The sequence below is a fragment of the Argonema antarcticum A004/B2 genome (assembly GCF_023333585.1).
In the GTDB taxonomy this organism is placed as follows: domain Bacteria; phylum Cyanobacteriota; class Cyanobacteriia; order Cyanobacteriales; family Aerosakkonemataceae; genus Argonema; species Argonema antarcticum.
The window spans coordinates 1-1855 of sequence record NZ_JAIQZN010000223.1 but is presented as its reverse complement, the minus strand read 5'-3'; the positions used below and the strand labels follow the sequence as shown (position 1 = coordinate 1855).

At 47.5% G+C, this 1855-nt stretch carries 1 protein-coding gene; it reads left to right on the top strand.

The window, feature by feature from the left end; translation table 11 throughout:
* Nucleotides 1–197 precede the first annotated feature (197 nt).
* The gene (locus tag LAY57_RS35480; protein WP_249072176.1) at nt 198–1454 is read left to right on the top strand and encodes an FAD-dependent hydroxylase; all 1257 of its coding nucleotides are present in this window, start codon (nt 198–200) and stop codon (nt 1452–1454) included.
* Nucleotides 1455–1855 lie beyond the last annotated feature (401 nt).

The following is a 1855-nucleotide window of genomic DNA, read 5'->3' as shown; positions in this document are numbered from 1 at the left end:
TAATCCCTTACGGAGTAACCTCTTCCCTCTTCCCTCTTCCCTAGTCCCTAGCCCCTAGCCCCTAGTCCCTAGCTATATTAAGTCTCCGGCGGACTCTCGCCACCAATCCAAGACCTCAATCTTGAAACCGATCGCTCCCTAGCGTCACAATAAAAATAGCTATATATTCCTTAACAATTTCACAAGTTCTCTTTAAAATGGCGCTGCAACAGCTAACTCAAACCGTACCGACACCCCAACTAGACTACGACTGCGACATAGCCATTGTAGGCGGCGGCATTGTAGGACTCACACTCGCCTGCGCCTTAAAGGATTCTGGGCTGAAAATAGCCCTGATGGAAGCGAAACCTCAGTCTGTGGCGGCAGCTAAAGGACAAGCTTATAACGTTTCCCTACTTTCTGAACGCATTTTCCAGGGTATTGGCGTTTGGGATAAAATTCTGCCCCAAGTTATCCCATATCGTCACATTCGCCTATCCGATGCGGATCATTCCGGTATCGTGCAATTTTACCCTACCGATTTAGGCACAGATGCACTCGGTTATGTGGCGGAACATCAAGTATTGCTAGATAGCTTGCAGGAATTATTCCAAGATTGCCCGAATGTATCTTGGTTGTGTCCCGCAGAAGTGGTGAAAGTTGAATATCTTGCCGACGGTGTGGAATTAGAAATTGTTCAATCCAAAATCCAAAATCTAAAATCTAAAATCCGCACCCGCTTGCTAGTGGGTGCAGATGGTGCAAAGTCGCGCATCCGTGAGTCAGCGGGTATCCGCACTCGCGGTTGGCAATATTGGCAATCTTGTGTTGTAGCAACGATTAAACCGGAGAAATCCCACAATAACACGGCTTTTGAACGCTTCTGGCCTAGTGGCCCAATGGGGGTTTTGCCGCTGCCAGATAATCGGTGTCGCGTTGTGTGGACTGCACCCCATCAGGAAGCGCAAGCTTTAAGCGAACTGGATGAAAAGGAATTTATCGAGAAACTAGAACACCGCACTGGCGGACTGTTGGGGCGTTTGGAGTTGGAGGGAAAGCGATTTGTGTTTAACGTACAGTTGATGCAGAGCGATCGCTACACCCTTTCCAGACTAGCCTTGATTGGCGATGCCGCCCACTGCTGCCATCCCGTCGGCGGACAAGGCATAAACATGGGCATCCGAGATGCCGCTGCCCTTGCCGAAGTTTTGCAATCTGCCCATCAACTAGGCGAAGATATCGGCAACATCCAAGTCCTAAAACGCTACGAACGTTGGCGCAAACAGGAAAACCTGGCAATTTTAGGATTCACCGATTTCTTAGATCGGATATTTTCTAATAATTGGTTGCCAGTAGTAGCGATTCGCCGACTCGGTTTGTGGATGCTGCAAAATATCCCTCCCCTCAAAACCTATGCCTTGCAATTTATGACTGGTCTGAGGGGGCGTCCTCCGCAACTCGCTTCGCGCTGTTGAAAAAGACCTCTGGTTGAAAAGGAGGGAACTCAGTGCGATCGTCATTTGGCAACGTTATCTGATTATTATTCGGCACGAATGATGACAAATTTTTTGCCGATTGAATAATATGGCTCTTTCGGAGTACTGCCAGCAAAATCAGCGGTGTGGCCAGGGCGTAAAACACACTATAATCGCTTCGATTTAGTGTGGGTAGTTCACAATCATATTACCGAAAAACGAGCTAAAGCCCCCGGCTTTAGACGTGGGGATGCAAGCGATTCGCGGTTTTAACCGCAGTCAAATATTACATTTTGTTACTAAAGCTATTAATTTTACGCTGTCCATGTCAGATTAAGGATAGGCAACAAAGGTCGAAACATGATAGTCTACGAGTTCAAACTCAAAGGAAAAGAACAGCA